This window comes from Amycolatopsis sp. cmx-4-61 (genome assembly GCF_046548775.1).
GTDB lineage: Bacteria > Actinomycetota > Actinomycetes > Mycobacteriales > Pseudonocardiaceae > Amycolatopsis.
In genome coordinates this window covers 39,677-55,904 of record NZ_JAEBEI010000018.1, presented here as the reverse complement: position 1 = coordinate 55,904, position 16,228 = coordinate 39,677, and the positions used below count along the sequence as shown (strand labels likewise).

General features: G+C 72.9%; 16 protein-coding genes. 7 read left to right on the top strand and 9 right to left on the bottom strand.

Features of this window, described 5'->3' with window-relative positions; translation table 11 throughout:
- Window positions 1-3: 3 nt before the first annotated feature.
- From ACLJOU_RS36525 to ACLJOU_RS36500, 6 genes are read right to left on the bottom strand one after another with little or no spacing between them, the layout of a single operon-like run.
- A complete protein-coding gene (locus ACLJOU_RS36525) occupies window positions 4-864 on the bottom strand; it encodes an aldo/keto reductase (RefSeq protein WP_410573841.1) in 861 nt (286 codons plus the stop codon).
- Window positions 864-1,883, bottom strand: a complete 1,020-nt coding sequence (locus tag ACLJOU_RS36520) for an ABC transporter permease (RefSeq protein WP_410573840.1) — start codon at window positions 1,881-1,883, stop codon at window positions 864-866. The genes ACLJOU_RS36525 and ACLJOU_RS36520 overlap by 1 nt, the downstream gene beginning before the upstream one ends.
- On the bottom strand, window positions 1,876-3,375 hold the full coding sequence (locus ACLJOU_RS36515) for a sugar ABC transporter ATP-binding protein (protein ID WP_410573839.1): 1,500 nt from the start codon (window positions 3,373-3,375) through the stop codon (window positions 1,876-1,878). The genes ACLJOU_RS36520 and ACLJOU_RS36515 overlap by 8 nt, the downstream gene beginning before the upstream one ends.
- A gap of 24 nt (window positions 3,376-3,399) precedes the next feature.
- Window positions 3,400-4,467 (bottom strand): sugar ABC transporter substrate-binding protein, encoded by a 1,068-nt coding sequence (locus tag ACLJOU_RS36510; protein ID WP_410573838.1) that lies wholly within the window; start codon window positions 4,465-4,467, stop codon window positions 3,400-3,402.
- Window positions 4,464-5,237 (bottom strand): SDR family NAD(P)-dependent oxidoreductase, encoded by a 774-nt coding sequence (locus ACLJOU_RS36505; RefSeq protein ID WP_410573837.1) that lies wholly within the window; start codon window positions 5,235-5,237, stop codon window positions 4,464-4,466. The genes ACLJOU_RS36510 and ACLJOU_RS36505 overlap by 4 nt, the downstream gene beginning before the upstream one ends.
- Window positions 5,234-6,547 carry an enolase C-terminal domain-like protein gene (locus ACLJOU_RS36500; RefSeq protein WP_410573836.1) on the bottom strand — a complete coding sequence of 438 codons (1,314 nt, stop codon included), beginning with the start codon at window positions 6,545-6,547 and terminating at the stop codon, window positions 5,234-5,236. The genes ACLJOU_RS36505 and ACLJOU_RS36500 overlap by 4 nt, the downstream gene beginning before the upstream one ends.
- 190 nt (window positions 6,548-6,737) lie before the next feature.
- On the opposite strand from ACLJOU_RS36500, the gene ACLJOU_RS36495 reads away from it, so the two are divergent.
- From ACLJOU_RS36495 to larE, 6 genes are read left to right on the top strand one after another with little or no spacing between them, the layout of a single operon-like run.
- Window positions 6,738-7,589 carry a fumarylacetoacetate hydrolase family protein gene (locus ACLJOU_RS36495; protein ID WP_410573835.1) on the top strand — a complete coding sequence of 284 codons (852 nt, stop codon included), beginning with the start codon at window positions 6,738-6,740 and terminating at the stop codon, window positions 7,587-7,589.
- The gene (locus tag ACLJOU_RS36490) at window positions 7,586-8,428 is read left to right on the top strand and encodes an amidohydrolase family protein (protein WP_410573834.1); all 843 of its coding nucleotides are present in this window, start codon (window positions 7,586-7,588) and stop codon (window positions 8,426-8,428) included. The genes ACLJOU_RS36495 and ACLJOU_RS36490 overlap by 4 nt, the downstream gene beginning before the upstream one ends.
- A complete protein-coding gene (gene larA, locus ACLJOU_RS36485) occupies window positions 8,425-9,705 on the top strand; it encodes a nickel-dependent lactate racemase (protein ID WP_410573833.1) in 1,281 nt (426 codons plus the stop codon). Before ACLJOU_RS36490 ends, larA begins: the two co-directional genes overlap by 4 nt.
- Entirely contained in the window at window positions 9,702-10,373 is a 672-nt protein-coding gene (larB, locus tag ACLJOU_RS36480) for a nickel pincer cofactor biosynthesis protein LarB (RefSeq protein WP_410573832.1), read from the top strand. The genes larA and larB overlap by 4 nt, the downstream gene beginning before the upstream one ends.
- A complete protein-coding gene (larC, locus tag ACLJOU_RS36475) occupies window positions 10,370-11,500 on the top strand; it encodes a nickel pincer cofactor biosynthesis protein LarC (protein ID WP_410573831.1) in 1,131 nt (376 codons plus the stop codon). Before larB ends, larC begins: the two co-directional genes overlap by 4 nt.
- A complete protein-coding gene (gene larE, locus ACLJOU_RS36470) occupies window positions 11,500-12,294 on the top strand; it encodes an ATP-dependent sacrificial sulfur transferase LarE (protein ID WP_410573830.1) in 795 nt (264 codons plus the stop codon). Before larC ends, larE begins: the two co-directional genes overlap by 1 nt.
- A 278-nt stretch (window positions 12,295-12,572) precedes the next feature.
- Here the strand turns inward: larE and ACLJOU_RS36465 are convergent, their stop codons facing one another.
- Window positions 12,573-13,559 carry a helix-turn-helix transcriptional regulator gene (locus tag ACLJOU_RS36465; protein ID WP_410573956.1) on the bottom strand — a complete coding sequence of 329 codons (987 nt, stop codon included), beginning with the start codon at window positions 13,557-13,559 and terminating at the stop codon, window positions 12,573-12,575.
- Window positions 13,560-13,652: 93 nt separating this feature from the next.
- Between ACLJOU_RS36465 and ACLJOU_RS36460 the strand changes: the two genes are divergently transcribed.
- Complete coding sequence (locus ACLJOU_RS36460) at window positions 13,653-14,117, top strand: VOC family protein (protein ID WP_410573829.1); 465 nt, start codon at window positions 13,653-13,655, stop codon at window positions 14,115-14,117.
- A 42-nt stretch (window positions 14,118-14,159) separates the two neighbouring features.
- Here the strand turns inward: ACLJOU_RS36460 and ACLJOU_RS36455 are convergent, their stop codons facing one another.
- Complete coding sequence (locus ACLJOU_RS36455; protein WP_410573828.1) at window positions 14,160-15,101, bottom strand: GlxA family transcriptional regulator; 942 nt, start codon at window positions 15,099-15,101, stop codon at window positions 14,160-14,162.
- Window positions 15,102-15,142: 41 nt separating this feature from the next.
- A complete protein-coding gene (locus ACLJOU_RS36450; RefSeq protein WP_410573827.1) occupies window positions 15,143-16,132 on the bottom strand; it encodes a YbhB/YbcL family Raf kinase inhibitor-like protein in 990 nt (329 codons plus the stop codon).
- Between the last annotated feature and the right edge of the window lie 96 nt (window positions 16,133-16,228).

The following is a 16,228-nucleotide window of genomic DNA, read 5'->3' as shown; positions in this document are numbered from 1 at the left end:
ACGTCACCCACCGGATGTCAACCGGTGCAGCAGTTCGCGCGGCACCTCGCGGCGGAACGCGGCGAGGTTCGCCCGCAGCTGGCCGGCGCTCGTGACGCCGACCAGGACCGAGGAGACGGCGGGGTGCGCGGCGGCGAACGCGAGCGCGCACGCGGCCAGGTCGTACCCCGCCGAGGCGGCGATTTCCCGCAGGCGCTGCGCGCGGGCCAGCAGGTCCGCCGGAGCGGGGGCGTAGTCGAACCAGGCGCCGGGCCGGGGATCGATGAGCAGGCCGGAGTTGAACACGCCGCCGAGCACGACGTCCACCCCGCGCTCGCCGCACAGGTCGAGCAGGCGCTCGCCGCTGCGGTCGAGCAGCGTGTAGCGGCCGGCGAGCAGGACCACGTCGACGTCGAACCGTTCGACGAAGCGGGCGGGCATTTCCCACTGGTTCATCCCGACGCCGATCGCGGAGACCACGCCTTCGTCGCGCAGCCGGCACAGCTCCGGCCAGGCCTCGGATGCGGCTTCCTCTTCGTGATCGTCGGGGTCGTGCAGGTAGACGACGTCGACGCGGTCGAGGCCCATGCGGTCGAGACTGCCTTCGATCCCCCGGCGGACGGCGGCCGCGGAGAAGTCGAAGACGCAGCCGCCGTCGGTGAGCGTCCGGCCCACCTTCGTCGAGACGGTGAACGAGCCTGGGGGCAGCCGGGAAAGTGCCCGGCCCAGCCGGCGTTCGGCCCGCCCGAAGCCGTAGTAGGGCGCAGTGTCGAAGTACCGGATCCCGGCACCGGCCGCCGCGGCGACGACCTCCGCGGCGGCTTCGTCGTCGACCTCGCCGAAGACGTCGCCCAGGCCCGCGGTGCCCAGGCCGAGGTCCGCCATCAGCTCTGCCGCTTGCCGCTGGTGATGCGGGACATCACCAGCGCGATGAGGATGATCGCGCCGTTGAGCGCGCCGATCCACTGGGCCGGCACCCCGGCCAGGGTCAGCACGTTCTGGATCATGTAGAGCAGCAGGATGCCGGTGAACGCGCCGAAGAGCGTGCCGCGGCCGCCGTTCAGGCTCACCCCGCCGATCACCGCGGCGGCGAACACCGTGAAGATGTAGCCGTTGCCCTGCGCCGCGGCCACCGAGGCGAGCCGCCCCGAGAGCAGCAGCCCGCCGAGCGCGGCCAGCACACTGGCCCCGATCAGCACGATCCACACGATCCGGTCGGTGCGGATGCCCGCGGCCTTCGCCGCGTCCTCGTTCCCGCCGATCGCGTACAGGCTGCGGCCGAACCGGGTGTAGCCGAGCAGGACGATCCCGGCGGCGAACAGCAGCACGCAGATCCAGATCGACGCCGGGATCCCGGCCCACAGCGTGGTGCCGAGGTAGAGCACCGAATCCGGCAGGCCGAAGAACGTCTGCCCGCCGGAGATCCCGGTGAGCAGGCCGCGCAGCACGATCAGCATGCCGAGGGTGACGACGAACCCGCTCAGCCCGAACCGGACGATCAGCAGGGCGTTGAGCGCTCCCACCACCACGCCGACCAGCAGGACCACCGGCACCGCGGTCCACGACGGCAGCAGCCCGAGCGAATGGCCGCCGCCGATCGTCAGCCAGGCGGCCACACCGGGCGCGAGGCCGAAGGTCGATTCCAGCGAGAGGTCCATCTTGCCGACGACCAGGACCATCGTCTGGGCGAGCACCAGCAGCGCGATCTCCGACATCGTCTGCAGGATGTTGATCACGTTGTCGTACTGGAGGAACACCGGGTTCACCAGCTGGCCGACGACGGCGATCGCGATGATCCCGGGCACCAGCGCGAAGTCGCGCAGGCGTGCCAGGGCGATGCGCCGGGGTGCGGCGGGAGATCCGGTCCGCGGCGGGACTCCCACCGCGGCGGGGCTGTCAGGCATCGAGGTCGACTCCTTCCATGGCGGCCACGACCTCGCGGTCCGGCCAGCCTGCGGGGATTTCGGTGGCGAGCCGGCCGTGCACCACGACCAGCAGCCGGTCGCACACGCGCAGGTCGTCCAGTTCGTCCGAGGCGATCAGCACCGCGGTGCCCGCCGCGGCGGCCTCCGCGACCTTGCCCAGGAGGAACTCCTTCGACCGCACGTCGACCCCGGCCGTCGGGGTGATGAGCACGAGCAGCCGCGGATCACCCGCCAGGGCACGGGCCATGACGACCTTCTGCTGGTTGCCGCCGGACAGCGCGGACACCGGCAGCTCGGGGCCCGGGGTCTTCACCGCCAGCCGCGTGATCAGCGACCCGGCGAGCCGGTCGCGCCGGCCGGTCCGGACGAAGATGCCGGGACCGAGCCGGTCCATGACGCTCATCGTCGTGTTGTCCGCAATGGACATCTCCGGCACGAAACCCTGGTGGTGCCGGTCTTCCGGGACGAACCCGACCCCCGCGGCCAGCGCGGCCGGGACGTCACCGGGCCGGGGTCGTCGGTCGCCGACGACCACCGTGCCGGACGTCGGTTTGCGCAGCCCGGCCAGTGCCTCGGCGAGCTCGGTCTTGCCGCTGCTGCCGGAGCCGGCCAGCCCGACGACCTCCCCGGGCGCGATGTCGAACGACACGTCCTCGAAGTGCGGGGCGAGGGTCAGGCCGGCCACGCGGAGCACGGGTTCGTCGCCGTACCGGGCCGACGACGCCCGGTCCTGCGTCGTGACCGCGTTCTCCCCGGTCATCGCCGCGACGAGGTCGGCCTTCGGCAGCTCGGAGACCGGCGCGGTGAGGACGTGCCGCGCGTCCCGGTACACCGTCACCGTGTCGCAGATTTCGTACACCTCCTGCAGGTGGTGGCTGATGAACAGGAAGGTGACGCCTTGGCGCTGCAGCTCGGCGACGTGGCCGAAGAGCCGGGTGATGGCGGCCCCGTCGAGCTGCGCGGTCGGCTCGTCCAGGATGACGAACCGGGCGCCGAACGACAGGGCCCGCGCGATCTCGACGAACTGCCGCTGCTCCACGCTCAGCTCCCGGGCCGGCCGGTGCACGTCGACGGCCACCGACCAGCGTTCGAGCAGCTCGGCGGCCGAGCGGCGCAGCGCGGCCCAGCGGACGAACCCGCCGCGGGTCTCCTGCCGGTTGAGGAACAGGTTCTCCGCCACCGACAGCTCGGGGATGATCGTCGACCGCTGGTACACGCACGCCACCCGGGACCGCCAGGCGTCCCGGTCGGCCAGGGCCGGGACCGGTTCCCCGTTCAGCCGCACGGTCCCGGCGTCCGGCTCGGTCAGTCCGGTGAGGACGGACACGAGGGTCGACTTGCCGGCCCCGTTGCGGCCGACCAGCGCATGCGTCTGTCCCGGGTGGACGGTCAGGTCGGCGTGGTCCAGCGCGACCGTGGCGCCGTAGCGCTTGACCACTCCGCGCGCCTCGACGACCGGCACGGTGCTCATGTTCGCTTCCTCTCGCCGGCCGGGTCAGCTCTTGCTGTTGCCCCACAGGGACGGGTCGTCGACCTTGACGCTGCTCACCGGCCCGAACGTGGCACCGTCCGCGGTGACCAGCGGCGCGGCCAGCTGGTCCTCCATCAGGCCGTCGCGGACCTGGATGATGGTGCTGTCGTGGTCGGTCTTGCCCGGGGTGGGCGTCTTGCCGGCGATGGCGTCCTTGACGTACTGCAGGGCGTACTTGGCGAACAGGTCCGCGGGCTGGGACACGGTCGCGTCCATCTCCCCCGCCCGGATCTTGGCCAGTTCCTCGGGGATGCCGTCGTTGGACACGATGAACACGTGCTTCGGGTCGCTCGCCGGGACCGCCAGGCCGCGCTGCTTCAGCAGCTGCAGCGTGCCGGAGAGGGCGAAGCTGGACTGCATGTAGACACCCTTGATGTCCGGGTTCGCGGTCAGCCGGGTCTGCAGTTTCTGCGCCGCGGTGTTGGCGTCCCAGTTGGTGGCCTCGCCGAACACCGTGATGCCCGGGAAGTCCTTCTTCATGCAGTCGTTGAACGCCTCGGTGCGGTCGCGGCCGTTGATCGAGGCCAGGTCGCCCTGCAGCATGACGACCTTGCCCTTGCCGGCGAGCTTGGTGCCGAGGAACCGGCACGCCTTCTCGCCGTAGGCGCGGTTGTCGGCCCGCACGACCATGTAGACGTTGCCCTGGTCGGGGCGGGTGTCGACGGACACGACGGGGATCTTCTTGCCCGCGAGCTGCTGCAGGGTCGGGATGATCGCCGCGGTGTCCTGCGGGGCCATCACCACGCCCTTGACGCCCTGGCTGATCATCGTCTGCACGTTCGCCGTCAGGTTGGCGACGTCGTTCTGCGAGTTGGTGGTCTTGAGGTCGAGCCCGAACTGCCCGGCGAACTGCGGCACGTACTTGATGTAGGCGTTCCAGAAGTCGGTGTCCGAGCGCGGGTAGTCGACGCCCACGACGGTTTTGCCGCCGGAAGCGGCGGTGGAGCCGCCACCGCTGCAGCCGGCCAGAGCGGCCGCGGTCAGGACGCCGGCGGTGACGACGGTCGCGGCGCGCAGGTGCTGGAACTTCATGACCTCTCCTCGTTGACAGGTTTCGGGCGGAGCCGGAGGCCGGCCATCCCGCCGTCCACGGCGAGATCGGTGCCGGTGGTGGCGCCGGCGGCCGGGCCGGCCAGGTAGCAGATCGCCGCGGCGACTTCGTCGGCGGTGACGAGCCGGCCGGTGGGCTGGCGCGCGGCGAGCGCGGCCAGCTCGGCGTCGGGATCGTCGGCTTGCGAGAGCAGCCGGTCGATCCACGGCGTGTGCGCGGTGCCGGGGTTCACGCAGCACACGCGGATCCCCTCGGCCAGGTGGTCGGCGGCCATCGCGCGGGTGAGCGCGAGGACCGCACCCTTCGTGGCGCTGTAGAGCGCTCGTTGCGGCAGCCCGGCGGTGGCCGCGATCGAGCAGGTGTTGACGATCGCCGCCGCGGGCGACTCGCGCAGGTGCGGCAGGGCCGCGCGGCTGACCCGCACCATCCCCACCACGTTGACGTCGAACACGCGGTGCCACTCCGCGTCGTCGTTGTCGGCGACCGTTCCCTGTGCCCCGATCCCGGCGTTGTTGACCAGGACGTCCAGGCCGCCGAGGCGCTCGACCGCCGCGGCGATCCCGGCCCGTACCGAAGCGTCGTCCGAGACGTCGGCCCGCACGCCGAGCAGCGGCGCCTCGACCTCGTCGTTCAGATCGAGGCAGACGACCCGCGCGCCCCGCCGGGACAACATCGTCGCGGTGGCGAGCCCGATCCCGGACGCCCCGCCGGTCACGACGGCGCGGACGCCGTCGAACTCACCGCCCGTCACGCGACCACCACCGCGTCCCGCTGCCAGACCGGCCCGTCGGGGAACCGGTACTGCGCCACGGATTCCGCGTGCAGCCGGGCCCCGAGCCCCGGCTCCCGCGGGGCCAGGTAGCGGCCCCGCTCGATCCGCACCGGGTCGACGAAGTGCTCGTGCAGGTGGTCGACGTACTCGATGACCCGGTCGGTCTGGGTGCCGCTGACCGCGACGAAGTCGAACATCGCCAGGTGCTGCACCATCTCGCACAGTCCCACTCCGCCGGCGTGCGGGCACACCGGGACGCCGAACTTCGCGGCCAGCAACAGGATCGCGATGTTTTCGGTGACGCCGGCGACCCGGCTCGCGTCGAGCTGGAGGACGTCGATCGCCTCCGCCTGCAGCAGCTGCTTGAACATCACGGCGTTGTGCGTGTGCTCGCCGGTGGCCACCTTGATCGGCGCGACCGCCCGGCGGATGGCCGCGTGGCCGAGCACGTCGTCGGGCGAGGTCGGCTCCTCGATCCAGTACGGGTCGAACTCCGCCAGCGGGCGCAGCCACTCGATCGCCTGGCCGACGCCCCAGGCCTGGTTGGCGTCGATGGCGATCCGGACATCGGGCCCGACGACGTCCCGCGCGAGCCGCAGCCGGCGGACGTCTTCCTCGAGGTCGGCGCCGACCTTGAGCTTGATCTGGGTGAAGCCGTCGGCGACCGCCTCCGCCGACAGCGCCGCCAGCTTCTCCGCCGAGTACCCGAGCCAGCCGGGAGTCGTGGTGTAGGCGGGAAACCCGGTTTCCAGGAGTTCGGCCTGGCGGGCCGCGCGGCCCGGTTCGGCGCGGCGGAGGATGTCGAGGGCTTCGTCGCGGGTGAGGGCGTCCTGCAGATACCGGAAGTCGACGAGGTCGACCAGTTCCTCCGGGGGCAGCTCGGCCAGGAGCCGCCAGACCGGCTTGCCTTCGCGGCGGGCCCGCAGGTCCCAGGCGGCGTTCACGATCGCGGCCGCGGCCATGTGGATCGCGCCCTTGTCCGGGCCCAGCCACCGCAGCTGGCTGTCCCCGGTCAGCCGGCGGGAGAAGCCGCCGAGGTCGGCGAGCGCGTCGGCCACCGGCATCCCGACGACCAGGGGCACGAGCGCCCGGACGGCGGCCACCTCGACGTCGTTGCCGCGGCCGACGGTGAAAGCGAGGCCGTAGCCCTCTTCGCCGGCACTCGTGCGGATGGTCACGTACGCCGCCGAGTAGTCGGGTTCCGGATTCATCGCGTCCGACCCGTCCAGGCTCAGTGAAGTCGGGAAGCGCACGTCCACGGCGTCGATGGCGCTGATCACTTCGGCCAACGGGGGCCCCTCTCATTCGGCGCAGACAGCATATGTATGGCTACGCGTCGGCTCGGCGATTGTCCAGACTCGGTCCGTAACACGGCAATAACTTGGACGTTAAGTCACTATCGACTACTCAAAGTGCTTTTACGTATGTTGACTGCATCAGCCTTTGAAGGAGACATCATATGTCTGCTACGGTCCCGCCATGCGCTTCCAACGCCTCGGCGACCCCGGCCACGAGATCCCCGTCGTCCTCGACGAAACCGGTGCGGCGCGGGACCTGCGGGCGCTGACGCCGGACGTCGACGGCGCGTTCTTCGCCGCCGACGGCGTCGCGCGGGCCCGGACGGCGCTGCGCGAAGGCACCCTTCCGGAGCTGGATCCGGCGGGCCTGCGCGTCGGGGCACCGGTGGCCCGGCCCGGCCTCCTGGTCTGCATCGGGCTGAACTACTCCGACCACGCCGCGGAAACCGGCGCGCAGCCGCCCGCGGAGCCGGTGGTGTTCCTCAAGGCCACCAACACGATCGTCGGCCCGCACGACTCCGTGCTCATCCCGCGGACCAGCACCCGGACCGACTACGAGGTCGAACTCGCCGTGGTGCTCAGCGGGCGCGCGCGGTACCTCGCGACGCCGGAGGACGCCGACGCGGTCATCGCCGGGTACGCCGTCTCGAACGACGTCAGCGAGCGGGAGTTCCAGCACGAACGCGGCGGCCAGTGGACCAAGGGCAAGTCGTGCGAGACGTTCAACCCGCTGGGCCCGTGGCTGGTGACCCCGGACGAGCTCGGCGATCCCCAGGACCTCGGCCTGCGCCTGGCGGTCAACGGGCAACCGCGCCAGGACGGCACCACGGCAAACATGCTCTTCGGCGTCCGGCACGTCGTCTGGTACCTCAGCCAGTTCATGGTGCTCGAGCCGGGCGACGTCGTGAACACCGGCACGCCGGCCGGGGTGGCGTTCGGCGCCAACGACTTCCCCTATCTGTCCGAAGGGGACGAAGTGACCGTGGAGATCGACGGCCTCGGCCGCCAGCACCACCGGATCGGCCGGGCGTGACCGGCCGGCGCGTCGACGCGCACCACCACCTGTGGCAGACCTCCGTCCGCCGCCACGCGTGGCTGGACGGCGACGGAACCGCGGCCATCCGCCGCGACTTCACACCGGCCGACCTGCGCGCGGCCGCCGCGGGGATCGACGCGACGGTGCTCGTCCAGGTCCTGCCGGACTTCGCCGAGTCGGTGGAGTTCCTCGCGATCGCCGCCGCCGAGCCGCTCATCGCCGGTGTCGTCGGCTGGGTCGACCTCACCGGCTCGCCGTCCCGGGACCTCGACCGGCTGCGGTCGGCGCCCGGCGGTGCGCTGCTGACCGGGATCCGGCACCTCGTCCAGGCCGAGCCCGACCCGCGCTGGCTCGAACGCGAAGACGTCCTGGCCGGGCTCGCGGCGGTGCGCGACGCCGGGCTCCGGTACGACCTGCTCGTGCTGCCGCACCAGCTCCCCGCGGCCACCGCGGCGGTCCGTGCGCTGCCGGACCTCACCTTCGTCCTCGACCACCTCGCGAAACCGCCGGTCGCCACCGGAGAGCTCGAACCGTGGGCGACCGACCTGGCCACGCTGGCCGCCGAACCCAACGTCGTCGCGAAGCTGTCCGGTCTGGTGACGGAAGCCGGCCGCCCTTGGCGCGTCGAGGATCTGCGGCCGTACGCGGAAACCGCGCTCACCGCGTTCGGCCCGGACCGGCTGATGCTCGGGTCCGACTGGCCGGTGTGCCTGCTCGCGGGCACGTACGCGGAAGTGATGGACGCCGCCGACAGTCTGCTCGACGGCTTGACCCCGGCCGAACGCGACGCCGTCCGCGGCGGGACCGCGAGCCGCGTCTACGGGCTGGCGTCATGACCGCCCCGACGGTCCGGCTCGCCTACGGCGAGACCGGCCTCGACCTGGCCATCGACCCGGCGGTCACCACCGTGGTGACCCCGGTGCACCACCCGGTCACCGAACCCGCGGCCGTGCTGCTGCGCCGGGCGTTGCGCGAACCGGTCGCCGGGCCGCCGCTGCGGGACCGGGTGCGGCCGGGGCAGACGGTCGCCATCTCGGCGTGCGACGGAACCCGGCCGCAGCCACGCGAGCTGATGATCCCGGCGATCCTCGCCGAACTCGACGGCGTCGTCCGCCTCGAGGACGTCGTCATCCTGGTGGCGACCGGCACCCACCGGGGCAACACCGACGCGGAGCTGCGGGCCATGTTCGGCGACGAGGTTTTCGACGCCGTCCGGATCGTCAACCACGACGCCCGCGACCGCGCGAGCCTGACCTGGCTGGGACGGCACGGCGACGACGTCCCGGTGTGGCTCAACAGCGAGTGGGTGGCCGCCGACGTCCGGATCACCACCGGGTTCGTCGAACCGCACTTCTTCGCCGGCTTTTCGGGCGGCCCCAAGCTCGTCGCGCCCGGGCTCGCGGCCCTGGAGACCGTGCTGGTCCTGCACGACGCCCGCCGGATCGGGCACGCCGACGCCACCTGGGGGATCACCGAAGGCAACCCCGTGCACGACGACGTCCGCGCGATCGCCGCGGCCACCGGCGTCACCTTCGCCCTCGACGTCATCCTCAACCGGGACAAGGAAGTCATCGGCGCCTTCGGCGGCGACCTCCCGGACATGCACGCGGCCGCGGCCCGCGCGGCCCGCGCCGTCGCCATGCGGCCGGTGCCGGCGCCCTTCGACGTCGTGGTGACGACCAACTCCGGGTACCCCCTCGACCAGAACCTCTACCAGGCCGTCAAAGGGATGTCGGCGGCGCACCGGATCACCAGGCCGGGCGGGACGATCGTCTGCGCGGCCGAGTGCCGGGACGGGTTCCCCGACCACGGCTCCTACCGCGAGGTCCTCGCTTCGGCGAGTTCCCCGGCGGCCCTGCTCGCGGAGATCGCGGCCCGCCCGGTGACCGTGCCCGACCAGTGGCAGGTGCAGATCCAGGCGAAGATCCAGGACGAGTGCCGGGTCGTCATGCACACCGGTTTCCTGAGCGAGGCCGACCTCGCGACGGCGCACCTGACCGGGACCACCGACATCGCGGCCACGGTGGCCGAGGCCCTCGACCGGGCCGGGCCGGGCGCGCGGGCCTGCGTGCTCCCGGAAGGGCCGCTGACGATCCCGTACGTGCCGGCATGAGCGCCGCCGACCTCGGGTTCGCGCGCGTCGACCTGGACCGCGAAGACCGCCAAGGACTTCCGGAAGTCGTTTACGGGCCGGGGAAAACCGCTTCGCAGATCGCGGCCATCGTGCGGACGCTGCTCGCGCACAACACCGGTCCGGTGCTGGTCACCCGGATCGAAGCCGAGCCGGCCCGGTCCGTGCTGGCCGAGGTGCTCGGCGGCCGCTACGCCGCGGGCGCGCGGCTGCTGGTCTGGCGCCCGGCTCCGGCGACGGCCTTCACGGTCGCGGTGGCCGCGGCCGGCACGTCCGACGGCCCGGTCGCCGAGGAAGCCGCGGAAGTCGCCGCGGCCGTCGGTCTTGCGGTGCGGGCGGTCACGGACGTGGGGGTGGCCGGGATCGACCGCCTGCTGGCCGAGCGGGACCGGTTGCGCGAGGCCGACGCGGTCATCGTGGTCGCGGGCATGGAAGGCGCGCTGGCTTCGGCGGTCGGCGGCCTGGTCGCGGGCCCGGTGATCGCGGTCCCGACCTCGACCGGCTACGGCGCGAGCCTCGAAGGCGTGACGGCGCTGCTGGCGATGCACGCGTCCTGCGCGGCGGGCATCACGGTGGTCAACATCGACTCGGGCTTCGGCGCGGCGATGGCGGCGTTCCGGCTCGCCCAGGTCACGCGGCGGCCGCGATGATCTGCGTTATCTCCCCCTTCACCGGCCTCGCCGGAGACATGCTGCTGGCCGCCCTCCTCGACGCCGGCGCGCCGCGGGAACCCGTCCGCACCGCCATCGCCTCGAGCGGGCTGACCGGGTGGGACCTGCACGTCGAATCCCTGCTCACCCACGGATTGACGGCGGCTCGCGCGCACGTGGCCGTCACCGACCACGCCACCAGCCGCCGCGCGGCCGAACTCATCGCCATGGCCGGGCGGGTCGAACCCGCGCCGGTCGCGGCACGGGCGGTCGCCGCGCTGCGGGCGATCGCCGAGGCGGAAGGGCGACTGCACGGGGCGGCTCCCGATCGCGTCCACCTGCACGAACTCGGCGGGCACGACACGCTCGTCGACATCGTCGGCGTCTGCGCCGCACTCCACGCCCTCGACGTGTCCACTGTGTACTGCGGTGCGCTGCCCCTCGGCACCGGCACCGTCCGGACCGCGCACGGCCTCCTCCCCTGCCCCGCCCCCGCGACCGCGGAGCTGCTGAAGGGCGCGCGGACGACCGGGAGCGACCTGACCGGCGAAACCGTGACCCCCACCGCGGCGGCGCTGCTGAAGGCCGTCGACGCCCGTTTCGAGCCGCCGCCGGAATTCCGCCTGCGGGTCACCGGCTACGGCGCGGGCACCCGGTCGCTGCCGGACCGCCCGAACGTCGCGGTCGTGCACCTCGGCGAGCCGGCGGACACCGGGCCCCGCGCCCTGGTGGTGCTCGAGACCAACCTCGACGACGTCACCGGCGAAGTGCTCGGGCACGTCGTCGCCGAACTCCTGGCGGCCGGCGCACTCGACGCGTGGATCAGCCCGGTGACGATGAAGAAGGGCCGCCCGGCGCACGTCCTGCACGTGCTCGCGGCCCCCGAGCACGCCGGCCGGCTGGGCGAGCTGGTCCTGGCCGAAACCGGCAGTCTCGGGCTGCGCGAGTACCCGGTGCACCGGACGGCGCTCGCGCGGGAGACCGAAACGGTCGACGTCCTGGGCTTCCCGGTGCGGCGCAAGCGCGGGCCGCACGGCGCGAAACCCGAGCACGACGACGTCGTCGCCGCCGCCCGCGAGCTCGGACTGCCGGCGCGGGTCGTCGCGGCGATCGCGGCGGGGCGCTGATGGACGGCACCCGGCTCGTCACGCACCTGGCCGGCCTCGGCCGGCTCGCCGTGGCGTTCTCCGGCGGCGCCGACTCGGCGCTGGTGCTCGCGGCCGCCGTGCGCGCCCTCGGCCCGGCGAACGTGCTCGCGGTGACGGCGGACTCCGCGAGCCTGGCCGCGGTGGAACTGGCCGGCGCCCGGCGGATCGCCGCCGACCTGGAGGTCCGCCACCTCACCCCGGAGACCGGCGAACTGGCCGAGCCCGGGTACGCCGCCAACGGCCGTCAGCGGTGCTACTTCTGCAAGTCCACCGTGCTCGCGACGATCGCCGAAGTCGCCGCCGCCCACGGTTTCCCGGCCCTGGCCACCGGCACGAACGCCGACGACGCGACCGACCCGTTCCGGCCGGGTATCCGCGCGGGCGACGAACTCGGCGTACACGCTCCACTGCGGACACTGGGTCTGTCCAAGGTGGACGTACGCGCCATCGCCCGGGGCTGGGGCTTCGACTGGGCGGACAAACCGGCGGCGCCGTGCCTGGCGAGCCGCGTCCGCTACGGCATCCCGATCACCACGGCCACGCTCGCGCGGGTGGAACAGGCCGAAGCGGCGGTGCGTGCGTTCCTGGCCGGGTGCGGGGTGCCCAGCCGGGACGTCCGGGTCCGCGACCTCGGCGGCACCGCCCGGATCGAGCTCGACGCCGCCGTGGCCGCCGCGGTCCACGACGACGAGCGGCTGCTCGGGGCCGTGCGGGCACTGGGGTTCTCCGAGGTCATCGTCACGACCTTCCGGTCCGGCGCCCTCAACCACTGACCTCCTCGCCGCGTGCCCTCGCGGGTCGCCCTCTGCCTCGCCGTGGGCCCCGGGCACGCGACGGCGGCCCAGGTCCGCGCCACGGCTGTGTCTGCCTCTCCACCCCGAAGCGCGATTGTGACTACGGACGGTGTTTCCGGCTTCGTATCGGGGTGGCGGCGGAGGTCTGGATGGGGGCGCCGGTCATGCTTCGGCGCGCCAGTCACGCTGTTTGCTGTCCCTCGCGTGCCGTTTCTGCCCTCTTCGCGCTGCCGCAGGCGTGCTGTGCGCCGCCCGTGTCAGCGTGGACGGCTGACCTCACCCGCCGCCTTCGTTGCGTGGGCGGCCAGCTCGGCGAACGCCGCCCGCAGTTGCGGTGGTCCCACCACCTCGATCTCGCACTCGAACCGCAGCAGGCTCGCGGCCAGCGCCGCCCACGACCAGGATCCGCTCAGCAACCGCGTTCTTCCGGAGGTGGCCTCCTCCGCCACGGCGTCCCCGGCGAACGGGGCCACTTCGGCGACCGGCCGGTCGAGGAGCACCTCGCCGCGGCACGGCCAGCGGTCGGTGTCGGACCCCTTGAACCGAGCGGACAGGAACACTGCGACGTCGCCACCGGGCACCTCCCGCGGGGTGAAGCGCGGCCCGTTCGGCACGCGCAGCCGCATCCGGTCGACGCGGTAGGTCCGCCAGTCCGCGCGCTCGGCGGACCAGCCGACCAGGTACCACCGTCCACTTCGGACGAGGAGGTGGTGCGGCTGGATCCGGCGCGGCGCGCCGTCCACCGGTCGGGATGGTGTTTCGTAGTCGAACCGGACTTCTTCGGTGGCGCGGATCGCCGAGCTCAGGGCGAGCAGGGTGTCCGGGGCGACCTGGACGGCGGACCCGCCCGCGGCGGCGATCTCGAGCACGTCGACGCGCTGCCGCAGGCGTGCGGGCAGCACCTGGCGCACCGTCGCCAGGGCGCGGGCGGCGGCTTCTTCGATGCCCGCGCCGGTTCCGACGGCGATCCGCAGCGCCACCGCGAGCGCGACCGCCTGCTCTTCGTCGAACAGCAGCGGCGGCATCCGGCCCCCGGCTTCGAGCCGGTAGCCGCCGTCGGGCCCCTTCACCGCCTGGACGGGGTAGCCGAGTTCGCGCAGCCGGTCGACGTCCCGGCGCACGGTCCGCTCACTGACCCCGAGGCGGCCGGCGAGCAGCGCGCCCGGCCAGTCCCGGCGGGCTTGCAGCAGGGACAGCAGCGAGAGCAGGCGACCCGAAGTCGCCGTCGAGGACGCGACCGGCACGCCGTTCATGATGCCACGAGAAGCGGACGTTCCCTGACCGCTACTGCTGCCACTGTGGGTCTCGTCGGAACACACTGAAGAACGGGAACAACCATGTCGCTCAGCGCTGCCGCCCACCTCAACTTCACCGGCCAGGCCCGCGAGGCCCTGGAGTTCTACCGGTCGGTCTTCGGCGGCCAGGCCACGATCGTCACCTACGGCGACTTCGGCATGCCTGCCGAGCTGCCCGACGCCGGAAAGGTGGTGTTCGGGCAGGTCACCGCGGAGAACGGCTTCACCGTCATGGCCTACGACGTCCCGGGCACCACCGGCCCGGCCGCCCCGGCCGCGCCCACCACCCGCCGCGAAAACGGCACCACGATCACGAAGGAGCCGTTCTTCCTGTCCGTCCGCGGGACGACGGTCGACGAGGTCTCCCCCGTGTGGAAGGGCCTCGCCGAGGGCGCGACCGTCATCGAGGAGTTCGGCCCGGCTCAGTGGGCGCCGGCGTTCGGGATGCTGACGGACCGCTTCGGCGTCACCTGGATCGTCGACGTCGCCGCGGAGTACCGGGGCTGACCCCGCGCGGGGTGCGGCCGGCTCCCGGACGCACCCCGCCCTTCACCGCGGCCGGAAGGTCTTCCGGTACGCGCTCGGGCTGACCCGCACGGTCTGCGCGAACTGGACGCGGAAGTTGCTCGGCGACGGAAAGCCCACCTGCCCGGCGATGCGGTCGATCGTGTGGTCGGTGAGCTCCAGCAGCTCCTGGGCGTGCCGGATGCGCACGCCGGTCAGCCACTGGATCGGGCTCTGCCCGGTCTCGGCGTGGAAGTGGCGGGTCAGCGTGCGGGTGCTCATGCCCGCCGCGTCGGCGATGTCGGCGAGGGTGAGCGGGCGGTGGGCGTTCTCTTCGATCCACACCAGGGCCTTTTCCAGCGTCGCGGTCTGGTACGTCGGGCGGTTGCGCAGGATGTACTGGCCCTGCCCGCCGGTGCGCTGCAGGGGCGCGACGGCGAGCCGCGCGGTGTCGGCGGCGACGGCGGCGCCGTAGTCGCGCTCCACGATGTGCAGGCACATGTCCAGCCCGGCCGAGGCGCCCGCGGACGTCAGGATCTGGCCGTTGTCGACGTAGAGGGCGTCCGGGTCGACGTCGACGGCCGGGTACCGCCGGGCCAGCTTCTCGTTGGCGAGCCAGTGCGTGGTCGCCCGCTGCCCGTCGAGCAGCCCGGCCTCGGCGAGGGTGAAGGCCCCGACGCAGATCGAGGCGACCCGCGTCCCGCGCGCCACCGCGGCACGCAGGAAGTCCGCCACGCCGTCGGGAGTCGGCCGGTCCGGGTCGTTCCGCCCGGGAACGACGACCAGGTCGGCTCGTTCCACCTCGTCGAGGCTCACGTCGACGGCCAGCCGCACCGGACCGGCGCCGACCACCGGCTCGGGCCCGGCGACGACGATCCGGTACCCCCCGCGGCCGTCCGGCAGCCGCACCCGCCCCAGCGTCTCGATCGGCGTGGCCAGATCGAACGCGATGACGTCGTCGAGGGCCAGCACCGCCACCGTGTACATGCCGGCGAAGGTACTCCGGGTGGCGTGATCCAGGCGTTCGGTTACCCGTTGGCCAACCGGCGCCGGACCGTGCGGTCCAGGATGCCGAGCGTCGCCTTGAGGGCCGACTCCGGCACCACCGGGAAGGTGAGGCGCCGCTTCCACTCCGGCGGGATCTCCGACCAGTCGTAGTAGGAGGTCACCCGCGTCCCCCCGTCGGCCGGCTCGAGCCGGTAGCCGTAGACGTGGCGGACGTGCGAGCCGGTCCGGCCCTCGACGGTCCAGGCGATCTCCTCGCCCGGGACGAACTTGGTGATGACGACCTCGACGTCGTACCGGCCGAGGGGGAGGTCGCCGAGGGCTTCCCGGTCCATGTGCACGACGAACCGGTCGCCGGCCCGCTCGACCGTCGGCCCTTCGGCGTCCATGAGCATGCCCGACGCGTCGATGTCGACGTGCCCCTTCGGGTCGGTCAAGACCGCGAAGACGGCGTCCGCGGGCGCCGGGACGACGCGGGACACCTCGAGGCGTTCGGCGTCCTCGCCCGGCGTTTCCGCGGTGGCGGTCAGGACCGCCCGGCCCAGGACGTGCCCGGCCATGGTGAAGCCGAGGACGGCGGGCGTCGCGTCGGCCGGGACGCCGATCGACTCGACGTCGAGGGCGTGCACCACGAAGAAGTAGCGGTGCGGGCCGTGCCCGGCCGGCGGCGCCGCGCCGAGGAAGCGCGCTTCGCGGGTGTCGCCGGGCAGCTGGAAAGCGCCTTCCGGGAGGCCGGCGCCGGTGGCGTCCCCCGCGCCCTCGGGCAGCTCGGTGACGGTGGCGGGGATGTCGGCGACCGCCCAGTGCCAGAACCCGGAGCCGGTCGGGGCGTCCGGGTCGTAGACGGTGACGGCGTAGCTCTTCGTGCCCGCCGGCGCGCCGCGCCAGGACAGCTGCGGCGAGCGGTCCGTCCCGGACCGGTGCTCGGCGGGCAGGGCGGCGCCCTCGGTGATCGTGGTGCTGGTGACGGTGAAGGAAGGCACCTCGGGCAGGCGGGCGAAGGGGTCGTTCATCGGATCACTTTCTGCCGGGTCTGACGGTCACCATCGACCATAACACCAATAATCGATTATCTCTCCGATCGTCTATGCTGAGGAGGTGACTGAGAC